23 protein-coding genes are annotated in these 24324 nt (G+C 56.7%); 17 read left to right on the forward strand and 6 right to left on the reverse strand.

Going from position 1 to position 24324, the window contains the following annotated elements; all coding sequences use genetic code 11:
* The first annotated feature begins 11 nt into the window (after nucleotides 1-11).
* Nucleotides 12-263, forward strand: a complete 252-nt coding sequence (locus tag MR825_RS00410; protein ID WP_186906112.1) for a hypothetical protein — start codon at nucleotides 12-14, stop codon at nucleotides 261-263.
* Between the two features lie 87 nt (nucleotides 264-350).
* Here MR825_RS00410 and trmFO read toward each other — a convergent pair whose 3' ends face one another.
* The 6 genes from trmFO to MR825_RS00440 form a co-directional block, all read right to left on the reverse strand.
* On the reverse strand, nucleotides 351-1655 hold the full coding sequence (gene trmFO, locus MR825_RS00415; protein WP_186906113.1) for a methylenetetrahydrofolate--tRNA-(uracil(54)-C(5))-methyltransferase (FADH(2)-oxidizing) TrmFO: 1305 nt from the start codon (nucleotides 1653-1655) through the stop codon (nucleotides 351-353).
* 42 nt (nucleotides 1656-1697) lie between these two features.
* A complete protein-coding gene (gene topA, locus MR825_RS00420) occupies nucleotides 1698-3971 on the reverse strand; it encodes a type I DNA topoisomerase (RefSeq protein ID WP_256174563.1) in 2274 nt (757 codons plus the stop codon).
* A gap of 68 nt (nucleotides 3972-4039) precedes the next feature.
* Nucleotides 4040-5260, reverse strand: coding sequence for a DNA-processing protein DprA (gene dprA, locus MR825_RS00425; protein WP_256174562.1), 1221 nt, complete (start codon nucleotides 5258-5260; stop codon nucleotides 4040-4042).
* Nucleotides 5261-5291: 31 nt separating this feature from the next.
* Nucleotides 5292-6050, reverse strand: coding sequence for a TrmH family RNA methyltransferase (locus MR825_RS00430; RefSeq protein WP_186906116.1), 759 nt, complete (start codon nucleotides 6048-6050; stop codon nucleotides 5292-5294).
* Nucleotides 6051-6059: 9 nt separating this feature from the next.
* The gene (locus MR825_RS00435; RefSeq protein ID WP_186906117.1) at nucleotides 6060-6713 is read right to left on the reverse strand and encodes a potassium channel family protein; all 654 of its coding nucleotides are present in this window, start codon (nucleotides 6711-6713) and stop codon (nucleotides 6060-6062) included.
* 176 nt (nucleotides 6714-6889) lie between these two features.
* Nucleotides 6890-8272 carry a TrkH family potassium uptake protein gene (locus MR825_RS00440; RefSeq protein WP_186906118.1) on the reverse strand — a complete coding sequence of 461 codons (1383 nt, stop codon included), beginning with the start codon at nucleotides 8270-8272 and terminating at the stop codon, nucleotides 6890-6892.
* Nucleotides 8273-8876: 604 nt separating this feature from the next.
* Between MR825_RS00440 and MR825_RS00445 the strand changes: the two genes are divergently transcribed.
* From MR825_RS00445 to cpaB, 16 genes are all read left to right on the forward strand, one after another.
* Nucleotides 8877-10016 (forward strand): MarR family transcriptional regulator, encoded by a 1140-nt coding sequence (locus MR825_RS00445; RefSeq protein WP_287877981.1) that lies wholly within the window; start codon nucleotides 8877-8879, stop codon nucleotides 10014-10016.
* 12 nt (nucleotides 10017-10028) lie between these two features.
* On the forward strand, nucleotides 10029-10580 hold the full coding sequence (locus MR825_RS00450; protein ID WP_287877983.1) for a hypothetical protein: 552 nt from the start codon (nucleotides 10029-10031) through the stop codon (nucleotides 10578-10580).
* Nucleotides 10581-10831: 251 nt separating this feature from the next.
* Nucleotides 10832-11230 (forward strand): fimbrial protein, encoded by a 399-nt coding sequence (locus MR825_RS00455; protein WP_287877985.1) that lies wholly within the window; start codon nucleotides 10832-10834, stop codon nucleotides 11228-11230.
* A gap of 39 nt (nucleotides 11231-11269) precedes the next feature.
* Nucleotides 11270-11980 carry a hypothetical protein gene (locus tag MR825_RS00460; RefSeq protein WP_287877987.1) on the forward strand — a complete coding sequence of 237 codons (711 nt, stop codon included), beginning with the start codon at nucleotides 11270-11272 and terminating at the stop codon, nucleotides 11978-11980.
* 11 nt (nucleotides 11981-11991) lie between these two features.
* Nucleotides 11992-12984 (forward strand): hypothetical protein, encoded by a 993-nt coding sequence (locus tag MR825_RS00465; protein ID WP_007712704.1) that lies wholly within the window; start codon nucleotides 11992-11994, stop codon nucleotides 12982-12984.
* A complete protein-coding gene (locus MR825_RS00470; RefSeq protein WP_287877988.1) occupies nucleotides 12985-14361 on the forward strand; it encodes a C39 family peptidase in 1377 nt (458 codons plus the stop codon).
* Nucleotides 14362-14391: 30 nt separating this feature from the next.
* Nucleotides 14392-17448 carry a VirB4 family type IV secretion system protein gene (locus MR825_RS00475; RefSeq protein WP_117777637.1) on the forward strand — a complete coding sequence of 1019 codons (3057 nt, stop codon included), beginning with the start codon at nucleotides 14392-14394 and terminating at the stop codon, nucleotides 17446-17448.
* Nucleotides 17449-17581: 133 nt separating this feature from the next.
* The gene (locus MR825_RS00480) at nucleotides 17582-18124 is read left to right on the forward strand and encodes a DUF5697 family protein (RefSeq protein WP_287877992.1); all 543 of its coding nucleotides are present in this window, start codon (nucleotides 17582-17584) and stop codon (nucleotides 18122-18124) included.
* 57 nt (nucleotides 18125-18181) lie between these two features.
* On the forward strand, nucleotides 18182-18577 hold the full coding sequence (locus MR825_RS00485) for a type IV toxin-antitoxin system AbiEi family antitoxin domain-containing protein (protein ID WP_287877994.1): 396 nt from the start codon (nucleotides 18182-18184) through the stop codon (nucleotides 18575-18577).
* A complete protein-coding gene (locus tag MR825_RS00490) occupies nucleotides 18574-19419 on the forward strand; it encodes a nucleotidyl transferase AbiEii/AbiGii toxin family protein (RefSeq protein WP_287877996.1) in 846 nt (281 codons plus the stop codon). The genes MR825_RS00485 and MR825_RS00490 overlap by 4 nt, the downstream gene beginning before the upstream one ends.
* A gap of 193 nt (nucleotides 19420-19612) precedes the next feature.
* Complete coding sequence (locus tag MR825_RS00495) at nucleotides 19613-20035, forward strand: DUF4320 family protein (protein WP_007712733.1); 423 nt, start codon at nucleotides 19613-19615, stop codon at nucleotides 20033-20035.
* An 8-nt stretch (nucleotides 20036-20043) separates the two neighbouring features.
* Entirely contained in the window at nucleotides 20044-20544 is a 501-nt protein-coding gene (locus MR825_RS00500) for a hypothetical protein (protein ID WP_287878010.1), read from the forward strand.
* Nucleotides 20545-20617: 73 nt separating this feature from the next.
* The gene (locus tag MR825_RS00505) at nucleotides 20618-21190 is read left to right on the forward strand and encodes a DUF6550 family protein (protein WP_287878011.1); all 573 of its coding nucleotides are present in this window, start codon (nucleotides 20618-20620) and stop codon (nucleotides 21188-21190) included.
* 86 nt (nucleotides 21191-21276) lie between these two features.
* Nucleotides 21277-22974, forward strand: coding sequence for a hypothetical protein (locus tag MR825_RS00510; protein WP_287878013.1), 1698 nt, complete (start codon nucleotides 21277-21279; stop codon nucleotides 22972-22974).
* Entirely contained in the window at nucleotides 22946-23458 is a 513-nt protein-coding gene (locus MR825_RS00515; RefSeq protein ID WP_209346724.1) for a prepilin peptidase, read from the forward strand. Before MR825_RS00510 ends, MR825_RS00515 begins: the two co-directional genes overlap by 29 nt.
* Before the next feature lie 12 nt (nucleotides 23459-23470).
* Entirely contained in the window at nucleotides 23471-24310 is an 840-nt protein-coding gene (gene cpaB / locus MR825_RS00520; protein WP_287878019.1) for a Flp pilus assembly protein CpaB, read from the forward strand.
* Nucleotides 24311-24324: the final 14 nt, after the last annotated feature.

The following is a 24324-nucleotide window of genomic DNA, read 5'->3' on the forward strand; positions in this document are numbered from 1 at the left end:
GGGTTGATTATATGACTTCTCTTCTTCCCGAACTCTTTCTGCTGGAACAGGAGCGCGGCGCATTGGGTTACCGTTCCCTCTCCGGCTGGCCGGAAGGCCGACAGCGTCTCATCGCCTATCTGGACCGGCTGGAGAGCAAACAGGCCGACGAGCTGATGGACCCGTTCTCCGCCCAATACGCGCTGGAGGAAGAAGCCTGTTTCCGCCACGGCTTCCGTCTGGCAGGCCGGCTGCTGGGGGAGTCGTTCTCCGCCGGATCGTGACCGTTCCATTTTATCCTCAAACGCCCGGCTTGTCCAGCGCCTCTGGGGGATGCGCCTTGCTCCCGCCCGCAGGGCAAGCGGGGCGGCCTACCGCCAATCCAGGCCATCCAGCGCCTCCAGGGCTCGCCGGGACAGCTCGGCGTTCTTGTTCCGCTTGCCCTTGACCCGGTAGCCAAGGGGCGGAATAATGCCGAAATTCACGTTCATGGGTTGGAAGTCCGTGACGCTTTCATTGCTCACATAGAGCGCCAGGGCCCCCACGGCGGTCTCCGGTGGGAAATCCACCGGGGGCCTGCCTTCCAGCCGCCGGGCCAGCTCCACCGCCGCTAGGAAGCCGGAGGCGGTGGACTCCACATACCCCTCCACGCCGGTGATCTGCCCGGCGAAGCAGATGCGCGGTTGCTTCTTCACCCGGTAGTACCGGTCCAGCAGCCGGGGGGAGTCCAGATAGGTGTTGCGGTGCATGACGCCGTAGCGGACGAACTCGGCGTTTCTCAGGGCGGGGATCATGGAGAACACCCGCTTCTGCTCCGGCCATTTCAGGTGGGTCTGGAAGCCCACCAGGTTGTAGATCGTGCCGTCGGCGTTGTCCCGGCGCAGCTGCACCACGGCGAAGGGCTCCCGCCCCGTCTTCGGGTCCCGGAGGCCACGGGGCTTCAGGGGGCCGTAGCACAGGGTCTGCTTGCCCCGCCGTGCCATCACCTCCACGGGCATGCAGCCTTCAAAGACGCCGCTGTCCTCAAACCCGTGGACCTCCGCCTCACGGGCGGCGCACAGCTCGGTCCAGAACGCATCGTACTCCTCCTCCGTCATGGGGCAGTTGATGTAGTCCGGGGTGCCCCTGTCGTAGCGGGAGGCAAAAAAGGCGCTGTCCATATCCACGCTCTCAAAGGTGACCAGGGGGGCGGCGGCGTCGAAGAAGTTGAGGTAATGGCTCTCTGGGAAGAAGTCCCGGATGGCCTGGGCCAGCGGGTCGGAGGTGAGGGGCCCGGAGGCCACGATCACGTTCCCCTCCGGAGGCAGGGCGGTGACCTCCCCCTGTGCCACGCGGATCAGCGGATGGCTGCGGATCTTCTCGGTAACGGACCGGGCAAAGCCGTGGCGGTCCACCGCCAGGGCCCCGCCCGCCTCCACCCGGTGCGCGTCGGCACAGGCGAGGATCAGGGAGCCCATCCGCCGCAGCTCCTCCTTCAAAAGGCCCACCGCATTTTCCAGCTGGTCGGAGCGCAGGGAATTGGAGCAGACCAGCTCTCCAAACCAGGGGGTATGATGGGCAGGGGTCATTTGGGCGGGCTTCATCTCGCGCAGCTCCACGGGGAAGCCCCGCCAGGCCAGCTGCCAGGCGGCTTCGGACCCCGCCAGGCCCGCGCCGATCACGATGACTGGTTCCATGTGTTCTCCTTTGGCCTTGCCCGGCATCCGCGCCGGGCTGCGTCAGGCCTCTTTTTTCGTCCGGGCGGCGGGCTTTTTGGCCGCCGCCTTCGCTTTGGCCGGCGTTTTGCGGGCGGCCGTTTTTGCGGGCGGCTTCTTCTCCTCCCGGGGAGGCGCGCCTTCCGCGGGGCTCTCCGCGGCCTCGGCGGTCTTCTTCTTATAGCCCCGCTGGTCCTCGGGCAGGAAATTGGGGCACGCGGGGTTGATGCAGAAGGGCTTCTTAAAGCCCCGGCCCGACTTTTTGAACAGGGTCTGGCCGCACGCGGGGCAATTCTCCTTCACCGGTACGTCCCAGGTCATGAAGTCGCACTTCTTCGCCTCATCCTTACTGGAGTTGAACTCGCAGCCGTAATAGGCATAGCCCCGCTTGGAGGTCTTTTTCAGGATGCGGCCCCCGCATTTGGGACACTTGCCGGGCATCTCGATGACGATGGGCTGGGTGTGGTCGCATTCCGGCCAGCCGGGGCAGGCCAAAAAGCGCCCGAACCGTCCGGACTTATACACCAGATTGCGCCCGCACTTGGGACAGATCACGTCGGACACCTCGTCGGGGACCTTGATGCGCTCCCCGTCCAGGTCCTGCTCCGCCTTTTTGAGTTCCTGTTCAAAGCCGCCGTAAAATTGGGACAGCAGGCTCTTCCAGTCCACCTTCCCGGCCTCCACCTCGTCCAGCTGCTCCTCCATGTGAGCGGTAAAGGCGGTGTCCACGATGTCGGTGAACTTATCCTTCATCAAACCCGTGACCACCTCCCCCAGCGGGGTGGTGCGCAGGTATTTGCCCTCCTTGACCACGTACTCGCGGTCCATGATGGTGGAGATGGTGGGCGCGTAGGTGGACGGGCGGCCGATCCCCTTCTCCTCCAGCGCCTTGACCAGGGTGGCCTCGGTATACCGGGTGGGCGGCTGGGTGAAGTGCTGCTCCCGGTCGCTTTTGAGCAGCCTGAGTCCTTCCCCCTCCCGCAGGTCGGGCAGGGGGGACTGCGGCGCCTCCTCGTCTTCGTCTCTTCCCTCCACGTACACGGCGGTATAGCCGGAAAACTTGAGGGCGGAATGGTTGGCCCGGAAGGTGTAGCCGGCGCTCTCCACCTCGATGGCGACGCTGTCGTACACGGCGCTTGCCATCTGGCAGGCCAAAAAGCGGCTCCAGATCAGCTTGTAGAGCCGGTACTGCTCGGCCGTCAGGTCCTTTCGGATATCCTCGGGCGTCAGGCGCACGTCGGAGGGCCGGATGGCCTCGTGAGCGTCCTGGGCGCCGGACTTGGTCTTGTAGACCCGCGGCTTGCCGGGATAGTAATCCGAACCATACCGGGCCAGAATAAAGTCCCGTGCGGCGGCGGTCGCCTCGTCGGACAGGCGCAGGGAGTCGGTACGCATATAGGTGATCAGGCCCACGGTGCCCTCCCCCTCCAGATCCACGCCCTCATAGAGCTGCTGGGCGACGGACATGGTCCGCCGGGGCGTCATGTTCAGCTTGCGGGAGGCCTCCTGCTGAAGGGTGGAAGTGATGAAGGGGGGCGCCGGGTTGCGCTGTTTGTCCTGCCGCTTGACGCCGCGCACGGTAAAAGGCGCGGCCTGGACCGCCTGGGCCACGGCCGTGACCGCGTCCTCGCTGTTCAGTTCCATCTTCTTGTCCCGGCCGTAAAAGGCGGCCTTGAACCGGCCCAGATTGGGCGCCACGCGCTCCAGTTCCACGTCCAGGGACCAGTATTCCTGGGGCACAAAGGCGCGGATCTCCGCTTCCCGCTCGCACACCAGCCGGGTAGCCACCGACTGCACCCGCCCGGCCGACAGGCCCCGGCGGATCTTTTTCCACAGCAGAGGCGAGATCTGGTAGCCCACCAGCCGGTCCAGCACCCGCCGCGCCTGCTGGGCGTTGACCAGATCCATGTCCAGCGCCCGGGGATGGGCGATGGAGTCCCCCACCACCTTTTTGGTGATCTCATTGAAGGTCACCCGGTAGGTCTTCTCATCGCTCAGTCCCAGCATCTCCTTAAGATGCCAGGAAATGGCCTCGCCTTCCCGGTCCGGGTCGGTGGCCAGAAAGACTTTTTCACTTTTCTTGGCGCTCTTTTTCAGGTCGTCGATGACCTCTTCCTTGCCCTTGATGGGCTGGTAATCCAGCGCGAAGCCGCGCTCCACATCCACGCCGATCTTGCTTTTCGGCAGATCCCGCACATGGCCCATGGAGGCCTTGACCTCATACCCGGGGCCCAGATATTTACCGATGGTCTTGGCCTTTGCCGGAGACTCCACGATCACCAGATTCGATTTCGCCACAACTGTATGCTCCTTTATCCGACCTTGCCGGTCCATTTGGGATTGGGGCCGGTCCGACGTCGGCTCCTCTAGTCTTCCGCAAAGCGGACGGCAGCCGTGAACCGCTTGCCCGGAAGTTCTTTGATATAGCCCCCGGCCTGGAGAAGGGTCAGGGCGGTATTCACCCGCCGGGCCGGGATCTCGGTGCGCCCCACGATCTCGTCGGGGACCAGCGTGTGTTCGCTCAGCAGCCAGAAGATCTCCCGCTGCTCATCCCCCATGGCGTCCAGCGCGGACCGGGGCGCCGCCGGCAGCCCCTGCGCCGCTTCCTCCGCCGGGGCGGCTTCCGGCTCCCTCGCCGCATCGGGAGCGGCGGACAGCCGCTGCGCCGCCTCCTCCCGGGTCAGCGGGACGCTCCCGTGCAGTTTATGGGGAAAACTGGCTTCATATTCCGCCAGGATGTCCCGGGCCGAGCGCACCAGCTTGGCCTCTCCTCTGGAGATGAGGGAGTTGGTGCCCGCGCTCATGGGGGCGTCCGCCGGTCCGGGGACGGCGAATACGTCCCGGCTCTGGTCCAGGGCCCTGCGGGCGGTGACCAGGGTGCCGCTGCGCTCCTCGGAGGCCTCCACCGCCACCACGCCCAGGGACAACCCGCTGATGATGCGGTTGCGGACGGGGAAGTGCCAGCCCTCCACACCGGTACCCGGCGGAAATTCCGAGATCAGCGCCCCGGCGGCGGCCACATCCTCATAGAGCCACTGATTCTGGGCGGGATAGACCACGTCCACCCCGTTGCCCAGCACGGAGACGACCTGCCCGCCCCCCTGAAGCGCGCCCCGCAGAGAAGCCGTATCGATCCCCTGGGCGATGCCCGAGACCACCAGCGCGCCCGCCCGGGCCAGTTCCAGCCCCAGGCGGCCTGCCATGGCCTGCCCGTAGGGGGTACACTTGCGCGCGCCCACCATACCGATGGCCAGTTCCTCATCAAAGCGGAACTGCCTTCCCCGGCCATAGAGCACCAGAGGATAATCCCCGATCTGGAGCAGCCGCTCCGGGTAAGCCGCGTCCTGACAGGTCAAAAGCCAGATCCCCTGCCGGTCACAGTCGGCCAGGATCTGTTCCGTCCGGTCCAGGTTCTTGTCCCGCAGCGCTTTTTTCAATCCGCCGGGCAGGCCCAGCAGGTCGTACTCCGAGGGGTCGGCAAAATAAGCCGCCTCCGCACTGCCGAACTGCTCCAACAGCGCCGCGGCCCGTTCCGGCCGGAGATAGGGCCGGGTCGTGAGCCAAAGCAGATACTGCAATGCCGCCATCCGGCCGCACCTCCTTCGTTGCTTTCCGAATCTACCGCCAGCCCTCCCACAGCACCACGGCGGCCGCGGCCGCGGCGTTGAGCGACTCGCAGCGCTCCCGCATGGGGATCTTCAGGGTCTTTTCACACATTTCCAGCGCCTGCCGGGACACGCCCCGGCCCTCGCTGCCGATGATCACCGCCGCCCGGCCCAGCGCAGCGCCGCGCACGTCTTCCGTATCCGAACGCAGGGCGGTGGCGTACAGCGGGATCCCGGCGGCGTCCAGCAGGGGTTTCAGACGCTCCCACCCGGTCTCCCACACCGGCAGACGGAAACAGGCCCCCATCGTGGAGCGGATGGTCTTGGGGGAAAAGGGATCGGCGCAGCCGTCGATCAAAAACAGCCCGGCGGCCCCGAAGGCGTCGGCCGTGCGCCAGACGGTGCCCACGTTGCCCGGGTCCTGCAGGCCGTCCAGCACCAGGTACCGCCCCGGCTCCAGCCGCTCCGGCGGCGCCAGCGGCGGCATGCGGCACAGGCACAGCACCCCCTGGGGCGCGTCTACCGTGGACACCGCCCGAAGCAGGTCTTCGGGCACCTCCACCTGTCTGGCCTGCGCCGGAGGCGCAAACGGCAGCGTAAAGTTCCGGGCCCGGACCAGCACCTCGATCTCCGCGCCCCACCGGACGGCCTCTTCCGCCAGCTTCACGCCCTCACAGAGAAAGACCCCCTCGCGCCTGCGCAGGCTCCGGTCTCCGCCCAGCTTCCGCAGGCGGGCAATCAGCGGATTTTGACGGCTGGTGATTTGCTCCATACGACACCTCTACAGGTCTTGCAGGCGATTAATATCTTCCGTTCGGCCCAGCACCACCGCGTCGTCCCCGCTCTCCATCACATAAGCGGGGCCTGGGGCGATGTTCAGCTCCCCGCTCTTCCCCTTGCGCATGGCGATGATGTTCACCTTGTACCGCGCCCGCACGTCCAGTTCCTGAATGGTCTTCTGCTGCCACTCCCGGGGGATGGCGGTCTCCACGATGCCGAAATCCTCGCTGAGCTCGATAAAATTGAGCACGTTGGAGCTGGACAGCCCCTGCGCCAGCTTGACGCCCATCTCGTGCTCCGGGAAGACCACCCGGTCGGCCCCGATCTTTTCCAGCACCTTGCGGTGCACGTGGCTCTGTGCCTTGCAGATGACCTTTTTGACCCCCAGTTCCTTCAGGTTCAGGGTAATGAGCGCGGAGTTGCCCACGTCATCTCCCACCGCCACGATCGCGCAGTCATAATTCCGCACGCCCAGCGCCCGCAGCACGGCGGGGTCCCGGGCGTCGCCGGTGACGGCGTGGGTGACCTGATCGGCCACCTTCTGTACGTTTTCCTCCGCTCCGTCCAGGGCCAGCACCTCATGTCCCAGGGCGGAGAGCTCCTCCGCCACCGCGGTGCCGAAGCGGCCCAGACCGATTACGACAAATGTTTTCATACCTGCAACCTCGATGCAATCTGCTCCGCAGCGCGAAGCCAACATTCAATCCGCGTCCGAAGCGGGACATGCGCCTGCGCAGGACGCCGCCGCCCGCCCTGCAGGCGGGAGGTCACGCTCAGCGCTTTCCGGGCCGGCGCGCCGGCCACAGATCCGGAGGGAACGCCTCCGGACGTTTATCCGATCATGACGTTCATTTCCGGATATTTGACCTTGGCATGGTATTTGGTTCGGGTCATAAAGGCGATGGAGAAGGACAAGATCCCCACCCGGCCCAGATACATCAGCAAAATGATCAGGCTTTGCGAAGCGGGCGTCAGGTCCGGGGTAATGCCGCAGGTCAGCCCCACCGTGGCCATGGCCGAGGCCACCTCGAAGGCGGCATCCAGATAAGGCAGATTCTCCACGGTGGAGAGGAACATGGAGGCCGTCAGGAACAAAAAGAGCACCACCAGGACCAGGGTCATGGCGCCCAGCACCCGGCGGTAGGGAATGGCCCTCCCCCGGAAGGTGACCTGCTCCCGCCCGGTCAGCCCCGCGCGCAGGGCCAGCAGCAGCACGCCGATGGTAACGGTCTTAAGGCCGCCCGCGGTGGAGCCGGAGGAGCCGCCGATGAGCATCAGGATGACCGACATGGCCTTGCTGCTGTCGGTCAAAGCGCCCTGGCCCAGGGCGTCAAATCCGGCGGTACGCAAGGTGACCGACTGGAACAGGGCGTTGAGCCCCTTTTCCCACAGCGGCATCCCGCCCAGCGTGGCGGGGTTTTCGAACTCTTCCACAAAAAAGAAGGCCGCGCCGCCCAGGATCAGCGCCGCCGTGATGAGCAGTACCATCTTGCTGTATACGCTCAGACGCCGCCAGCTGCGCTTGGCCAAGACATCCTCCCAGACGAAAAACCCGACGCCCCCCACCACGATCAGCGCGGCGGTGGTGCCCAGGACCAGCGGATCGCCGTGATAGCCGGCCAAGCTGGAGAAGGCGCCGAACTTTCCCCCCAGCAGGTCAAACCCCGCGTTGCAGAACGCGGAGACCGCGTGAAACACCGCATGCCAGACGCCCCGCAGCAGGCCAAAGTCCGGCACCATCCGGATGGACAGCAGCGCCGCGCCCGCCCCCTCCAACAGGAAGGTCCCCATCAGGGCGTGGCGCACCATCCGCACGACCCCGTCCAGGTCGTTCAGGTTCAGGGTGGAGACCATGATGAGCCGCTCGGACAGGCCGATGCGCCGGTGCAGCGCAAAGGAAAACAGGGTGATGACCGTCATAAACCCCAGGCCGCCCAGCTGGATCATGCAGAGAATGACCGCTTGTCCGAACAGGGACCACTGCGTCCAGGTATCCACCAGGATCAGGCCCGTGACGCAGGAGGAAGACGTGGCGGTAAACAGCGCCGTAAACACTCCGGCGCTCTGCCCGTCCCGGGAGGCCGCGGGCAGCGTGAGCAGCAGCGTGCCGGCCAGGATGATCAGGGCGAAGGAGCCGGCCACCAGGCGGGTGGCGTTGAGGCTCCGGCTGCGGATCAGGCGGTCCCGCAGCCAGAGGGCGATCTTTTTGATCAAAGAGGTACCTCCAGAGCAAAAGAATCAACGGCCGGACGGACCCGCGCCGGTGCGGTCCCCACGGCGCGCGTGAAGCGCAGAAAGGCATACCGAGGCTGGCGCCCTCGGTATGCCATTCTCTCTTTAGTCCAGCGGCTTCATGGTGGGGATTTGAGTTTTGACCGTTTCATCTTGCTTCATCACAGCCCGTTTTGCCTGAAATTTGGCGTTTTTATGCGGTTTTTCAAACTTTTTAGATTCCATAAACTGTCCTCCCGTTTCGTCTGATTCGGGGCAAAAGTTGTAGAAAAGTTGTAAAAAGTTGTAGGCCGTTTTTTTCGCCTTTTTTCAATCGTTTTTCCAGAAAATCACAAGCAGAATATTCTGCGGAGAATTTCCAGAAAATGGTGCGATACATTCTGCAGCTATGAAGTACATCCCGAATGCTGCACCTCTCGGCATAACCAACATACATGAAGAGCAATCCGTTAACCCAAATCAGCCAAAATGCCAGCCGGATTCTCTAAGCTATACAATAATAGCATAAGTCAGAAAACCATTCAAGTCAACGCTTTTCTCGTAGTATATTCCAATTTCATACCTTATATATAAAAAGGAGATTCTTATGCCAGCCTATCAATTACAAATTAAACAGGTGGTGGACTATCCACGCTGTCGGATTTACCGACAGTTTATCCATCGTCTGATAGATGACCGGAGCATTCGCGCAAGCGGCGGCTCCGGCCTTTTTTATTATACCGTGCTTTGCAGCTTTGCAAACTTCCGCACCTCATACCGGCGCATTGATGGCATCAGCTACACCGTCTATCCCGGCGAATGGGTCTGTACGCTCAAAGAGCTTTCTCAATGGTTTCGGACTCGTTTTCAGTGTCAGGCGCTTTCCATCCTGGGAGAGCTTCAGCAGCGTCATCTCATTGACTTCTCCTCTCTGGGGCGTGGGAATGTGATCCGCTATAAAATCCGGAACTGGGCCCGGCACAACACGGTTCTGGAGTATAACGCTCCCTGTCAAAAGGACACCGGCTTTTTCTTTCTACCGGTATCCATCGTTACTGATTTAATCAGCTCTGACCGCTGTTCTGAAATGGACATCGTGCTGGATCTATGGGTCTCAGCCATTTACAACGACAGTCAAGTGCAGGGGTCGGCGCTTGGGCCTGTAGCCTATTTTCGCAATGGCACCGGCAACCCTTTGGTCACCTATACGGAACTTGCCGCTCGCTGGGGCCTTTCCCGGGCCACTGTTGGCCGTATTCTTAAAAAGCTGTCCGCCTTGGACTATATTTCCCTCATGTCCTTCCCCGGCCGCCACGGCAGCGTGATCTATCTTAAAAACTATTTGTCTACCATGTTTGAAATATCTGATGTGATGGTGGACAAAGAGGAGGTCGCTATGACACTCAATATCCGTCTGGAGCTTCCTGCGGAGGGCTGTGTTGACCAGGAAGAGCCCCCCATGGAGCATGAGGTCATCGTTTCAGACGAACTCTCCAGCGTTTCAAAATCTCACATTGAAATCATCCTGCAGAAAATGGCACAAATCCTGATGGCACAAGGGTTTTCGTGCTTTGGCTGCTCCCTCTCTCACTACAAGTTATATCCTTTATCGGGCGACTGCCGGGAAGAATTACTACCCCGCGCGCGCGAGCAAACTGTGTTGCGCTTAGGCCTGGCTGTGTTGTGCGGCAACAAGCAGGTCGCAAGTTTTGAACTTACTCTCAACCCCATTGTTGAAAACGAATAAGGAGGCATAACCATGAAGAAATTTGACGAAAAGAATGTTGCTGAAAACCCGTTGTACCACGACACCTGGAAGCTGCTGAAAAAATACCGTGATGTGGTATGGAGCCTGGAGCTGTCTGTTCAGCATGTCCGGACAAAATTTGAGATCGAGTATGGCACTTCCATCGAGGATTTTCTGGATTCTGTCTACCTGGCCGGCGCCGATCTGGCGGGCAGCGATATTGAGCATCACGCCAAGTGCATTGAGCGTAGCCACAAAATGCTGAAATTGCTGGATTCGGCAGTCAATCTGCTCCGCACCAAGCACAAGAACGGTGAAGCATACTACTGGCTTCTGTACTACTCTTTCCTCTCCCCCCAGCAGTTGAAAAATGTGGAGGAGATCATCGAGAACCTGCGCCCTCATATCCGGGATATTTCCTTCCGCACCTATTACCGTAAGCGGCGGGAGGCCATTGAAGCCCTCAGTTCCGTGCTGTGGGGATATACCTCCAAGGACAGTCTGGATGTGCTGGAGCAATTTTTCCCAGACTTGAAGGCCGGCGAAAACAAGCAGGGCAAATAATTGGCACATAACGGGAAAATAATTGGCGCGTTTCTGCCCTTGAGGCGTAAATCTCAATGTGTTAGACTGAATATGCTCAAACTTGCACCCAAAACCGAATACGGACAGAGAACAGCGCCTTTTTCCGAGGTGCTTTTTCTGTCCAAACGGCCGTCCGGCCCGGGAATAAGCCCGCATCTGCAAATCAGGTGCGGGCTTGTTCTTTGCTTTTGAGCAACGATCATCACATTTGGATTGGAGGTCCTCAAACATTGAAGAAACTGAAACTTCCCCAGCCGAAGCGGAAAGATGCCGACCGCACGCCTCAGCATCATTTTTCCGCTGCCAAACTCGCCTACATGGCTTTTTTCTGTGTCACGATGTCGCTGGTTTTCTGTCAGCCGGCCTTCGCTGCAACCGATGTTTGGTCTAAAGCCAAAGAGATCATGCAGGATGTCTACACGCAGATCGTCGCCATTTCCACCATTGCAGCCATCGTGACCGCCTCGGTCGCCCTGCTGCTGATGAACTTCTCCCGCTCCGGTCGAACTGTCGATGAAAGCCGTGCTTGGCTGAAGCGCATCTGTATCACCTGGGCGATCCTCAACGGATTGGGCTTTATCATGGCTTATGTGACGCCTCTGTTTGCCGGCGGTCAGTGGGCTGGATGACAGAGACAACTCTACACCCGCTGGAAGGAGGCGTAATTTATGGGTATCCTGGATGGCATCGTTGAATGGATTGCAGAGCAGATCATGGCAGGTCTCGACCTTGTGACTACTTCGGTTTTGGGCGCGCTTGGTTGTGACATGACCGTTTTTCTGCGCTATTTCCCCGCCGCAGAGACGATGTACGGGATTTTTGTAGCTCTGGCTGTCGGTCTGATTTTGCTCAACTGGATATGGCAGCTGTTTAAGAATTTTGGTCTGAGCGCCGGTATCGAGGCAGAAGATCCTGTGAAGCTGAGCATCCGCTCGGTTCTCTTCATTCTGCTGGCACTTTTTTCAGACGAGATCATCAACACAATACTGACCATCGGCGGCACCCCGTACCGCTGGATCATGGATTCGGAACTGCCGCCCCTCAGCTTTGCTGATTTCAATTCGGTGATGCTGGTGATCATCGGTGTATGTGCCAATGGAGCCGTGGCCTTGATCACTTTGATTCTGGTCGTCATTTTGGCATGGAACTATCTGAAACTGCTGCTTGAAGCAGCGGAACGATATGTATTGCTTGGTGTGCTGGTCTATACTGCACCAGTCGCTTTTGCGATGGGGGCAAGCCAAACCACATCAAACATCTGGAAATCCTGGTGTCGGATGCTGGGCGGGCAAATTTTTCTGCTGCTTATGAACGCCTGGTGCCTGCGCCTATTTACGAGCATGGTTGGTTCGTTTATCTCCAACCCGCTTTCGCTTTAAGGAGGGGCGTAATGAAAAAACTCAGAAGAATTCTGTTTCTTGCGCTCATGGTCGGGCTTCTTGCCTGTCTATGCTGCCAACCCGCTTTTGCCGCCGTTACGGAGGAAGAAGTGCAGGCGCAGGTAGATGCCGTAGGCAAAGAAGCAGTATCCGGCAATGTCCTGATTTGGTTCATGTGTGCGATTGGTTTTCTCAAAGTATCACAGAAAATCGACTCCTTCATGGCAAGTCTGGGAGTCAATGTAGGCCACACCGGCGGCAGTATGTTGGCGGAAGCCATGATAGCCGCCCGGGGCTTCAGTGGATTCAAGAGCTTTTCCAGCCACCATTTCGGCGGTGGGCACAGCAGCAATTCCACCCATGTGAATGCAGGCGGTGGTGGTAAGGGCGGCGGCTTTGGTGCCGGCTTTGCCAGCGGCGGTCTGGCCGGGGTAATTGGCCGGAAGGTCACGAACAATGCGGTAAAAACAGCGACAACTCCCTCAGAAACAAAAGCCTCCGGCCTTGGTGGTCTCGTAGGCGGTGCTGCGGGGGGTATCGGCGGCCACATCTATACTTCGTCCGTCAGCAAGGGCGGCAATTTCGCCAACAATGTGATCGGTTCTGTTGCCACCGGGAACATCACCCAGATGGGTACAATTTCCGGTGAGAAAGCTGTTGACGCTCTTCACTCTTACATGGGGCACGCTGCTTTGGAAGCTGGCGCTGAAAACATTCCCCAATACCAGAATGTTGAGATCGGCGGCGGGCGTATCACAGGCACCGAAGTTACCGCCGAGCATCCGGAGGGTATCGCTTTCGGAATGTATCATGCAGATCAGTATGTTGCACCCGAGGGCCAATACACAACGGTTCATTCCGCCGACGGTGCGGCATGGTATAAGCAATACGCTGTTGACACTGTAGAGAAATCCCCCTACATGGCGCCGGATGGTTCGATAGCCTACAACGAGTCAATCGTCAAAAAGCTGCCCCCCACTCCCCGCAGAAAGGACAGGCTCTAAATGGATGAAGAAAAAAAGACTGGTCTTGCCGACGCTGTGGAAACCGGAGCATCCGCCGCCCACACGATAAAAGGCGCCATTAAGGCAGGCAAGGCAATTTCCGGTGCCGCAAAAGGAGCCGCCGCCGGCGGCCCGTATGGTGCCGTGGCCGGGGCCGTTTGGGCCGGACGCAAGCACATCGGCAAGATCATTGCCGTCATTATCATTCTGCTTTTGCTCCCGGTACTGTTTATCCTGATGCTCCCGGGGCTTATCTTTGGAGGTCTGGTTAACGCCTTTTCTCCGGCAGATTCCGAAGCCCCTGTCCTCAACAGCGAGACAGCTATCGTGGAAAACGCCAATGACATCACATTCACCATCAATTCCATTCTGGGCGAGGCGCTGGATGATGTGATGGCCCGGATCGAGGAAGATTTTGCTTCGTCTGGTGCTGACCACATGGAGATCAAGAATTCCTATTCCTCCGGCCCTGTTTTCAATGCCAATCTCATCATCTCTCAGTATTGTGCGGCCCGGGATGAGGATTTTGAAAGCATTTCACTGGATGATTTGGCCGCTGTTCTCCGGGATAATAAGGAACACCTGTATTCCTACACCAGCGTCCAGGAATCCCGTGAGGTTACTACCGAGGACCCGGAAACCGGCGAGGAAACCACCACTACCGAAACATGGATCATTTACACGATCCGGTATAACGGTGAATCCTATCTTGCGGACCATGTTTTCGCACTCACGGATGAGCAAAAGGAACTTGCCTCTGACTACGCTTCTAACCTAAGCACCTTTTTGGGTGATGGGTTGCTCCAGAACATGACGGAGTGGACCGGAAACAGCATCCCCTCTCTTGGGGATGTAACCTTTACCGATGGTGTGACACCGGTGGTGTACTATAACCAGCTGGATGAACGCTATGCCAGCCAGCCTTACGGAACTGACAACATTGGCGGCTACGGCTGCGGGCCGACCAGCATGGCAATCGTAGTGTCTTCCCTTACGGACGATACGGTTGATCCCGTGGAGATGGCGCAGTGGTCCTATGAAAATGGATACTGGTGTGACAACAGCGGCTCCTATCACGCCCTGATTCCTGCCGCAGCGGAGGTCTGGGGACTGCCGGTATCCGGCTGTACGACATCCGAGCCGCAACGCATCGTCGATGCTCTTTCCGAGGGAAAGCTGGTTGTGGCAATCATGGCTGAAGGGCATTTCACTTCTTCCGGCCATTTCATCGTTCTCCGAGGCGTAAAAGACGGTCAAATCATGGTGGCAGACCCGGCCAGCTATAAGCGCAGTGAGCAACTTTGGGATCTGTCCATTATCTTAAACGAGGCCAGCCGTCGTGCAGGCGCCGGCGGTCCGTTCTGGATTATCGGTTGACCTTCCTTCGGTTACGGAAATGAGGTATGTATGAGCAACAAAAACGACCATGATATTTATATCATACCGCCGAATTTCATTGAATCAGGCACATTTTTCGGCGGTATGTTCCGTGCGCGGAATGTTATTGAGGCCGGTATCCTGGCTTTTGCCATCGGGGTGCCGGTCTTCATGTTTGTTCCTTTCGGGTTGACGACCCGCATTATCATTTTGTGCCTGACCGCCCTTCCTGCGGCTCTGGTCGCATTGATCGGCATTTCTGGCGAGAGTTTGTCGGAATTTCTGATTATCTTTTTGAAATATCTGCGGAATCGCCGCATCGTCGGCGGCGATGGTCAGCAGCCGAATGAGCAAGCGCCCCCTATGAAACGCCCCGGCAGACATCTCAAGCAGAGGGCTCCGAAAGAAAAGGAGTCTCGGCCTCCGAAGCGCAGGCGTTCCGGTGAATCGGATTTTCCAGCTGAGTTTGACGAGGTTCGCAGTTACGAGATTCGTGAGAAGCTCCGGCCCAAGAAAAAGCCGAAGAAAGAACTTTCGTCCAAAAAAGCGAAGAAAAAACCCAACAAGCGTAAGGAGAAGGCACGTCCGCCCAAGCGCCCCGCTCATATCAAAGAGCAGCCGCCCGCCTGCCTGAATCCGGTGGCAGACTATCTTCCCATCGAAAAGATCCAGAACGGCATCATCTACACCAAAGACCACCGGTATGTCAAGGTGGTCGAGGTGGTTCCCATCAACTTTATGCTCCGCAGCGCGAGAGAGCAGCGCAATATCATCTACTCTTTTGTGTCGTATCTGAAAATCTCTCCCGTCAAGCTGCAGATCAAGGTGCTGACCCGTCGGGCGGACATCAACCGTCATTTGGACACAGTACGCAGGGAGATGGCTCAGGAGAAAAATGAGCAGTGCCGTTTGATGCAGGAAGACTATCTGAGCTTTGTGCAGCAGATCGGCGCCCGGGAAGCTGTCACACGGCGCTTTTTCCTGATTTTTGAGTATGAGCCCTGGAACAACACCCGGCGTTCGGAACAGGAAGAGGAAGCTATTCAATCCCTGCAAAGCGCCGTACATACTGCATCCAATTACCTCCGGCAATGCGGTAATGAAGTGATTATCCCCGAAAACGAGGACGAATTTACGGTTGATGTTCTTTATAATCTCCTCTGCCGAAATGAGAGCGCCATCAAACCGCTGGCACTCCGGGCACAGGAGGTTGTTGCACAGTATGCGGCAAAAGGCCGGGAAAGCGAGATTGACCATATCCCTGCAGCCGAGTTTGCCGCTCCCAAGAGTATTGATTTTTCTCATGGGCGCTATCTGTGCATAGACGGGCTGTACTACGCCTATTTGCTGATTCCGTCGGATGGTTATAAGACGCAGGTTCCCGCCGGATGGCTGAGTTTAATCGTCAACGCCGGCGACGGCATCGACATGGACATGTTCCTTTCCAGGCAGCCCAAAGAGCGCATCATCCAGCGGGTAGGCCAGCAGCTCCGCATCAATCGTTCCAAAATCAAGGACGCGAGCGACACCAACACTGATTTTGACGACATCGACGGCGCCATCCGAAGCGGCTATTTTCTGAAGGAAGGTCTTGCCAACAACGAGGACTTCTACTATCTGAATCTGTTGATTACCGTTACTGCCCCTACTGAGGAAGATTTGGAATGGAAGGTCAGCGAGATGAAAAAGCTTCTGCTTTCGCAGGATATGGATGTCCGTTCCTGCCATTTTCGTGAGGAACAGGCATTTCTCTCCGCGCTCCCGCTGGTATCCATGGAGAAAGGACTTTTTGAGCGTGGCAAGCGCAACCTGCTGACTGGCGGCGCCGCAAGCTGCTACCCCTTCACTTCCTTTGAGATGTGTGACGACAACGGCATCCTTTTGGGGGTCAACAAGTACAACAGTTCCCTCATCATCGTGGATATTTTCAATTCTGCGATTTACAAAAATGCCAACATTTCGATTTTAGGTACCAGCGGCGCAGGCAAAACCTTCACAATGCAGCTCATGGCGTTAAGAATGCGGCGTAAAAATATCCCTATTTTCATCGTCGCTCCCTTGAAGGGGCACGAGTTTCACCGCGCCTGTGCAAATGTGGGCGGCGAGTTTATCCAAATCTCCCCGGCAAGCCCTCACTGCATCAATGTTATGGAGATCCGCAAGGTTGATCGGTCTGTCAATGAACTCCTGGACGGCCCCGGAATCCAGCTTTCTGAATTGGCGGCAAAAATCCAGCAGCTGCACATCTTTTTCAGCCTGCTCATTCCCGATATGAGCCATGAAGAGCGTCAGCTTTTGGACGAAGCGTTGATCCGCACTTACAACACAAAGGGCATTACGCATGATAACGCTTCACTGGATGACCCGGCCAATCCGGGTCAGTACCGGGAAATGCCGGTGCTGGGCGACCTGCATGAGATTCTGAAAGCTGCGCCGGAAACTACCCGCATGGCTCATATTCTCAACCGTCTGGTTCACGGTTCGGCCAGTACATTTAACAAGCAGACCAATGTAAGTCTGGATAACAAATATACCGTGCTGGACATTTCCTCGCTCACCGGCGATCTGCTGACTGTAGGTATGTTTGTGGCGCTTGATTTCGTGTGGGACCGGGCAAAGGCCGACCGCACAGAAGAAAAAACCATCTTCATCGATGAATGCTGGCAGCTCCTTTCCGGCGCCGGCGCCACAGGCACACGACTGGCCGGCGATTTCCTCTTGGAGATTGCAAAAACGATACGTGGGTATGGAGGCTCGGCGGTCTTCGCGAGCCAAGACCTCAACGATTTCTTCAATCTGGATGAAGGTCGCTTTGGCAAAGGTATCATCAACAACAGCAAGACAAAGATCATTCTTAACCTGGAAGATGATGAAGCGGAACGGGTTCAGGAGACCCTGCATCTGTCCGATGCGGAAACGATGGAGGTCACCCATTTTGAGCGTGGCAATGGCTTGATCTCGACCAACAACAACAATGTCATGGTTGAGTTTAAGGCCAGCCCTCTTGAGAAGGACCTGATTACCACCGACCGGCGTGAACTTCGTGAAATTCTGGAGCGCAAGCGCCGTGAACAGGAGTCTGCATAACCCTTGTTCTCCTACATTTCTTCAAAACACGCCAAATAGACGCTGCGATGACGCCTTTCAGCGACTATTTTTGAAAGGCGCCCCGATGGCGTCTTTTATACGTCATCTATTTTTACAAACAGGAGGTGAGCTCATGAAGACCAGGGCTGAAATCTATGGAAACGAAGCTGCAACGCTACTACGGACGGTGACTATGTATCCTGGTCTCAGCCAGCAGCAGCTTCTTTGCTTTCACCCTGGCAAGTCTGAAACAGCGAAAGCCCTGCTTTCCCATCTGGAAAGGCAGGGCCGCATTTTCCAAAGTGATAACGGCGGATATTTTCCTGCCGGCTATTCGCCCAAAGCTGATCAGGCGCTTATCAAGGCGGTGTGGGTCCTTTTGGATTTCATTCAGCAGGCTGATTATCATGCACCTGCGGAGTTCCCTGTCAAACTGGTCTTTTTCGCCGACGGGGAGCTGTATGAAGTCGCCTATGTCGCCCATGGACAGGAAGCGTTAGTCTGTCATGCCCTACGGGGCAACAAGGGCGGTAGCCGCCGCATCATCGTAGTCGATTCTCCGACACAGATTGCCAAAATCGACTGTCCCGACATATCCGGTTTTTGCACCGTATCCCAAGATGGACAAACCCAGTATTTCAAGCAGGAGGCACATGATTTTTGGATCGAAAACTGATTTCCCGCAGAATAGGGAGCATTCTTGACGATATATCCCGTTTGAGTAATGCGCTGTATGCGATGGACACAACAGACATCCAACGCTACCGCATTGTACCTGCACGGTTATTCTGACCGCACCCCAGCACAGTACACCATGACCTTTCCCAAAGGCTACAACTCCCGCTCCTTGAAAGAGGAAAATATCCTTGTTAAGCGCGTTGTGGCAGAGAATTATTCGCTGGGCGTTATGGAATTGCCCTCTCCTTGCGGCAATCAGCTCCAAGTCTATGACCTTGAAAGAACGCTATGTGATATTCTTCGCGGCAGCGGGAGTGATATCCAGATCATAAGCGTAGCGATGAAAAAATACGCTGCCTCAAAAGAGAAGGATATTCATAAATTGATGAAGTACGCAGAGCAGCTGCGTGTAAAACCCAAGGTGCTTCGATACATGGAGATACTATTATGATCACAAAAAATCCGATGCAGCTAAAGGCTTTTATCAAAAAGAAAGCCACAGAGAAAAAGATTTCCGCTCAACTGATCATGCAAAACTATATGTTAGAGAGACTGCTGGAGCGGATCTCGCTCTCAGCATATAAGCAGAATTTTATTTTGAAAGGCGGCTTCCTCATTTCCGCAATCGTCGGCCTTGACACACGGGCCACCATGGATTTGGATACCACGATCAAAGGCTTCACCCTAACACATGAAGCCATCCGAAGGATTTTTGAAGAAATCTGTGCTGTAGAGATTGCCGATGATGTGCGCTTCGAATTGGTGGATATTGCCGACATCCGCGAGGGTGATGATTATCCTGGGATTCGAGTTTCGCTGAAAGCAAATTATCCGCCAATCAGTGTCCCTTTGACTGTAGATGTGACGACCGGAGACATTATCACCCCACGAGAAATCGAATACACTTTTTCTTTGCTGTTTGACGACCGCTCCATCAGTATCCTGGCCTACAACCTCGAAACCGTATTGGCAGAGAAAATTGAAACCGTATTGTCCCGCAGTATTGCCAACACGCGGCCGAGAGATTTTTATGACATATATATTCTGTATTCTCTGCGGGGTGCCGAGTGCGATTCAAAAACACTGCTTCAGGCCCTGGAGCGCACAGCCAATAAGCGAGGCAGCCAAAAAGTCCTCAACCTCTATCCGGATATTATTACCGAGATCCGCTCCAGTGAACAGCTTCGCGGTTTTTGGAAAAAATATCAGAGAGATTTTGATTACGCAAAAGATATTTCGTTTGATGATGCTTGTGATACGATTCAGCATATCATGGACACCATTATGAAATGAGCGGCATCTGAATTGGCACAATCTTGCCCCTATATTGGCGCAGTCCTGCCCTTTCGCCGTAAATCCATATCTGTTATACTTGGTACAGTCAATACTTTGTAAAGCAGCCGCTCCGGCAGGGGGCGGCTGCTTTCATTTGTCAGAAAAGGTGGTGGTTCACATTCATACTTTCCTGCAGAAAGCCCGCAGGACAATGAAGAGCGAGCGAGGTGAGGCCAACTATTTCTCCACGGTGTTCTTCATCTTTATCGCCGTTGTCCTGCTGGCATTTATCATCGATCTGTTCGGTATCATCTCCACGAAGCAGGAGTTGGATCACGCAGCCGATCAGATGGTAAAGCAGATCCAGCTGTCCGGTGGCATCAACAGCGAGACGGATTCTCTCTTTGAATTTCTGTGCTCGGAGATCGAGGGAGCGGAAAACATAACCTACTCCATCGACGCCACATACAAATCGCCCACACCTGCCGGAATGTCCAGGGCCATTCAGCTCGGGACTCCTTTCTATATCACCATTGAGGGTGAAGCAAAGTTGGGCGGCTTCTGGAATCTGGATTTGGTCAACATCACGGTGGTGGCCCGCGGCTCCGGCGTCAGCGAACACTACTGGAAGTGAGGTGGCCTATGAAGCATTTTATGCGGTGGCTGCGACGGCCACTCCGCAACGAGCGGGGTGAGATCACTTTCTTTGCCTGCTTTTTTGTGGTCGGCGTAGTGATGCTCATTTCCTTTCTTTTATTGTACGCCTCGGTGCGAATCACTTGTATCAACATCCGAAACGGCGCTAAAATGGAGCTGAACAACCTGAGCGCCACCATCTATGCGGACACTTACCGCTCCCAACGGGAAACTAACTTTGAAGAGTACCTGCGCACCCTTTATTCCAGCAGTGACTACACGGAAATGCTGGAGGCCACGGTGGCAGGCGGACTTGCCTCCAAAATTCCGCTTTCCACGGACGACTACCAGGTATCCGACATCAGCCTGGAGTTCAATGTGGTGGGCGACCGAGTCGAGTATATCTTCTATTGTGATGTGGAGTTCTATGTGCGGATGTTTGGGCACAACTACCCTACCATTACACAGCGGGTAGAGTTGACTGGCTACCATAACACCAAATTTTAGCGGCGCTGTTGAAACATCAGTAAGTTCCGCAGTATATGCTTTATATAACAGTAAAGAAGGAGTGTGGACACACATGAAAAAGTTTTTCCAATCCAAAGGCTTTATCGTTTCGGTCCTGGCCGTCCTCTGTGTTGCGATCCTGGGCGTCTGCTGGTTCGTAAGCCGGGATCGAACGGAGAATTTTAAGCCGGATGAATCGCCTCCCAGCAGCACCACCAGCAATTGGTCGGACGGCGGCGCCCAAAACGGGGACGATTCCGGCGGAGCAGATGTGTATTCCCCTGGGCAGTCTCCCAGCTCTGAGGAGGAATACCCCAAGGTAACCTCCGAAACGGAAAGTGAAGTGGTGATCGACTTCACTGATACGGACAAGCCGGAGGAAACTCCGCCCCCTGCTCCGGAAGGCAAGACAGAGATCGCAGACCCCGGCAAAGATCACGATGTCAACCCCGACCCGTCTGTACCTCAAGTCACGGCGCCGCCGGCAGAAGAATCCACTTCCAGTAATGAGCCGGCCCCCGGCTCCAGCAATGGCAGTGGTGCCGTCTACGATCCCGTCTTTGGGTGGGTGGTGCCCGGCGATGTGCAGCAGTCCACCGGCGGCAGCGATGGTGACCTGAACAAGCAAGTCGGAAACATGGGCTGATTGCCCCACAACTAAACACGGATCTCCAGGGCCGTCACAGCTATGTGGCGGCCCTTCAATTTTATATGATTGGAGTGTGATGTTATTTGAAACGACTTCTCGCCCTCCTGTGCAGTCTGGCGCTGACCCTATGCCTTGTTCCTGCCACTGCTTTTGCTGCCGGCGGGAACGGCAACATTGACGGCGGCGGCGGCGGTGGTATGGGCCAGGGCACCAGCACCAACTTCTGGAACCCGGGCAATGACGGTGTTCGCATTACGGTGGTAGATGCAGAGAGCGGCTCTGCCGTCTCTTCTCCGATTGACTTTTCCAATCGTACGCAGAACAGCAGCATTCTGCACTTTGGTAAAGTCAATAAACTGCAATATCTGGCCGGTACCGGGCTTTCTCTTCAATCCGGCGTGGCCTATACCTGCATCAAGCCCACCCAGTCTATGCCCACAATCGTCAACAGCAGCGGGCAGAATAATATTGATGCCATCAAACGGTACTTCTGCTCAGAATATGCCTGCATGATGGTTGCTCAAGCAGCAGGTGTGGACTACGAGCGGATGATTGCCGGCGAATATAAGCTTCTTATCGAGCCCATCGCCTACTTTACCCACAATGGCCAGTATTACTGCATGACAGCAACTGAAGCTGGCCTGTACGATCAGCTGGCGGGTGGTTCACTGCGAAGGACTATGACCTCGCTCACCCATAAGAACTTGCCCTTGAGCATGTTTCTGGAGTTCAGTGACCTGGGCATTTCTGCATGGGGCGGCAGCACCACCGGGACGCAAAACAACTCCGACATCATCAATACCCTCGGCGTTGGCATCGTCTGGTTTGATGAAATCCCGCCCGAAGGCGAGATTGAGGCCCCTGATGTAGAGTATCGGGTAGATACCGATGTAATCACGACCGTGACACTTCGTACTGACACCGACCTTACACCGGATAACCCCGCCTCGGTGACTTTTTCTATTCTCGGCACATCCTACCGGGTCAACAATATCGTGATTCCGGCTGGCGACAGCCAGAAAGTCTGGGTCAAATGGCACACTCCCTCCACTCCCCAGACAGTCACTATAACGGTATCCGTCAGTGGCGCTTATACCGCTCAGGATACCTTTGTGGCGAAGATCGTAGATCTGAACGAACACATCCCGCCTGATCCCGTAGCTACGGATACCAATCCGAGCTATACACTGCCGTCCCTTCCCAGCGAAACACAGAAGCTGACCGCCAACTGGGGTGTTTGGAGCTGTTACTGGGTGCCGGTGTGGGTATGGTGTGACCACGGAGAAGACGGCGGGCACTGGGTTGATGAAGGCTATTGGGAGTATGAATACACCGGTTACTCCGCTTCGATCAGCGGTGTCATGTCCTTGATGCCGGATGATATTGTACCGACTGCCTCCGGCAAGGCCATGAAGAGCGGGTATGGCGTCAAGCAGGATGTGACCGCAACGCTCTCCACCGATGCCCCCACCAGTCACATTACCCATCCGCAGACGGCGTTTTCTGTGTTTCCGGAATTCCAGTACCAAACCTATCTGCGTCTTCTGCAGCGGGTGTCCAGTGGTCGAAGTGCAAAATTCACCTTCCAGCCCAACGACTTCTCCACTTACAACAGAACGGTGCATTTTACGCCTATCTGGTTCCCGGATTCTACCAACTACACAGTATTTACTCAGGTTTGGGACACGTGGACGCCGGATGGGATGCTGAGCATCAACCTGAACGATTATGTATCGATCAACGGGAGCCTCTATGATGACTGGTATACCAATCGAGAATAGTATCTGGTCGGCATATCTGCTCACCGCATTTTTGGTGATTGTCGGTTTTGCCTTCTACGATATCTTTCATCGGCGAGTGCCCGACCGGGCGCTCGTCTTTTTTATCCCGCTGGCTGCGGCGGCGCCGCTGATCAAAGCGTGGTTCGCCCTGGACTGCGGACAATCTTCGCTTTGGCTCTGGCCGATATTCGCAAAGTCCTTAATAGGCGCTCTGCTTGGATTCAGTATTCCTCTGGCTGCTGCCATGGTGACTGGAGGGACCGGCATGGGCGGCGGTGACATCAAATTCTGCGGTGTGCTGGGACTCATCTATGGTCCTTCCGGTATGTCCATCGTTTTTCTGGTTTCCGCAGTATGTGCTATGCCCATCATTTTGATGATTCGGCGGATTTACCGGGATCGGCGCCCTTTGTCCATCCCGTTTCTACCTTTTCTGGCCTGCGGCTGCTCTGCGGCGACATTGGCCGAACTATTTTTGCATTAGGAGATTATGCTTATGAAATTGAACAACCGTTTTATCTTCGGCATTTTGTCCCTGGTCCTGGCAGCAGTCATTGCCTTTGTTGCCCTCCCCACCATCGCCCGTCAGACCAACGGAAAAGCCGAAATCGTCCGTATCACGCAGCCGGTGCTGAAAGGCGAAAAAATCACCTCGGACAATGCCGAGGTTGTGGAAGTTGGCGGCTACAATCTGCCCTCCAATGTTGCGCACAGTCTCAGCGATGTGGAGGGCCTGTATGTAACCGCGGATCTGGCTGAGGGTGACTACATCCTTACCAGCAAGGTCAGCAGTGTTCCGGTTTCTTCGGATGTGGCACTCAATGACATCCCTTCTGGAAAGGTAGCTATCTCAATGACTGTTAAGACGCTGGCCTCCGGCCTCTCCGACAAGCTCCAGCCCAACGACATCATTCGGATCTATCACTTCCTGGAGACAGCAGAAGAGGTCCCGGAGCTCCGCTTTGTTAAAGTGCTGTCGGTTACCGATTCCGATGGTGTCAATGTGGACAACACCAAGGAGCCCACGGAGGACGAAGAGCGGCAGCAGTCTGCCACTATCACAGTTCTGGCAACGCCTGAGCAGGCCCGGATCATCACAGAGATGGAAAACGACGGTGTCGCCCATGTGGCCCTGATCTCCCGTAACAACGATCAGCTGGCCGAGGAACTTCTGGCATCGCAGGACAAAACTCTGCAGGAGATCTATTTTCCCGAAACGCTGACGGAAGATGGTGAGACTACGGAGGGCAGCGAGCCTACGGTCGAGGACGGTTCTGAGGCGCCGGACAGCGGCGCTGAAACGCCCCCCGCGGACACCAGCCAACCGGCTGAGTAACAGAAGGAGGTCGG

It is taken from the genome of Lawsonibacter sp. (assembly GCF_022777125.1).
Lineage (GTDB): Bacteria > Bacillota > Clostridia > Oscillospirales > Oscillospiraceae > Lawsonibacter_A > Lawsonibacter_A hominis.

Coding starts and splice junctions, on each gene's coding strand:
- MR825_RS00465 (WP_007712704.1), top strand. CDS start 11,992: ATGAAAAAACTCAGAAGAATTCTGTTTCTTGCGCTCATGGTCGGGCTT.
- MR825_RS00515 (WP_209346724.1), top strand. CDS start 22,946: ATGATGACTGGTATACCAATCGAGAATAGTATCTGGTCGGCATATCTG.
- trmFO (WP_186906113.1), bottom strand. CDS start 1,655: ATGGAACCAGTCATCGTGATCGGCGCGGGCCTGGCGGGGTCCGAAGCC.
- MR825_RS00480 (WP_287877992.1), top strand. CDS start 17,582: ATGAAGACCAGGGCTGAAATCTATGGAAACGAAGCTGCAACGCTACTA.
- MR825_RS00410 (WP_186906112.1), top strand. CDS start 12: ATGACTTCTCTTCTTCCCGAACTCTTTCTGCTGGAACAGGAGCGCGGC.
- MR825_RS00500 (WP_287878010.1), top strand. CDS start 20,044: ATGAAGCATTTTATGCGGTGGCTGCGACGGCCACTCCGCAACGAGCGG.
- cpaB (WP_287878019.1), top strand. CDS start 23,471: ATGAAATTGAACAACCGTTTTATCTTCGGCATTTTGTCCCTGGTCCTG.
- MR825_RS00460 (WP_287877987.1), top strand. CDS start 11,270: ATGGGTATCCTGGATGGCATCGTTGAATGGATTGCAGAGCAGATCATG.
- MR825_RS00495 (WP_007712733.1), top strand. CDS start 19,613: ATGAAGAGCGAGCGAGGTGAGGCCAACTATTTCTCCACGGTGTTCTTC.
- MR825_RS00490 (WP_287877996.1), top strand. CDS start 18,574: ATGATCACAAAAAATCCGATGCAGCTAAAGGCTTTTATCAAAAAGAAA.
- MR825_RS00470 (WP_287877988.1), top strand. CDS start 12,985: ATGGATGAAGAAAAAAAGACTGGTCTTGCCGACGCTGTGGAAACCGGA.
- MR825_RS00435 (WP_186906117.1), bottom strand. CDS start 6,713: ATGAAAACATTTGTCGTAATCGGTCTGGGCCGCTTCGGCACCGCGGTG.
- MR825_RS00475 (WP_117777637.1), top strand. CDS start 14,392: ATGAGCAACAAAAACGACCATGATATTTATATCATACCGCCGAATTTC.
- MR825_RS00505 (WP_287878011.1), top strand. CDS start 20,618: ATGAAAAAGTTTTTCCAATCCAAAGGCTTTATCGTTTCGGTCCTGGCC.
- dprA (WP_256174562.1), bottom strand. CDS start 5,260: ATGGCGGCATTGCAGTATCTGCTTTGGCTCACGACCCGGCCCTATCTC.
- MR825_RS00445 (WP_287877981.1), top strand. CDS start 8,877: ATGCCAGCCTATCAATTACAAATTAAACAGGTGGTGGACTATCCACGC.
- MR825_RS00485 (WP_287877994.1), top strand. CDS start 18,182: ATGCGATGGACACAACAGACATCCAACGCTACCGCATTGTACCTGCAC.
- MR825_RS00450 (WP_287877983.1), top strand. CDS start 10,029: ATGAAGAAATTTGACGAAAAGAATGTTGCTGAAAACCCGTTGTACCAC.
- MR825_RS00430 (WP_186906116.1), bottom strand. CDS start 6,050: ATGGAGCAAATCACCAGCCGTCAAAATCCGCTGATTGCCCGCCTGCGG.